At 53.4% G+C, this 479-nt stretch carries 1 rRNA gene; it reads left to right on the top strand.

The window, feature by feature from the left end:
* Positions 1-11: 11 nt before the first annotated feature.
* Positions 12-479, top strand: a 16S ribosomal RNA gene (locus C2M33_RS04290); the annotation flags it as partial.

Here is a 479-nt window from a genome sequence, read left to right as displayed (position 1 = left end):
CAAAAAACTTTTAATTGAAGAGTTTGATCATGGCTCAGATTGAACGCTGGCGGCAGGCCTAACACATGCAAGTCGAGCGGCAGCGACAACATTGAACCTTCGGGGGATTTGTTGGGCGGCGAGCGGCGGACGGGTGAGTAATGCTTGGGAATATGCCTTATGGTGGGGGACAACAGTTGGAAACGACTGCTAATACCGCATGATGTCTACGGACCAAAGTGGGGGACCTTCGGGCCTCACGCCATAAGATTAGCCCAAGTGGGATTAGCTAGTTGGTGAGGTAATGGCTCACCAAGGCGACGATCCCTAGCTGGTTTGAGAGGATGATCAGCCACACTGGGACTGAGACACGGCCCAGACTCCTACGGGAGGCAGCAGTGGGGAATATTGCACAATGGGCGCAAGCCTGATGCAGCCATGCCGCGTGTGTGAAGAAGGCCTTCGGGTTGTAAAGCACTTTCAGTAAGGAGGAAAGGTTA

The organism is Pseudoalteromonas sp. T1lg122, from assembly GCF_002964825.1.
In the GTDB taxonomy this organism is placed as follows: Bacteria; Pseudomonadota; Gammaproteobacteria; order Enterobacterales; family Alteromonadaceae; genus Pseudoalteromonas; species Pseudoalteromonas gelatinilytica.
This window is presented reverse-complemented; position numbering and strand designations above follow the sequence as displayed.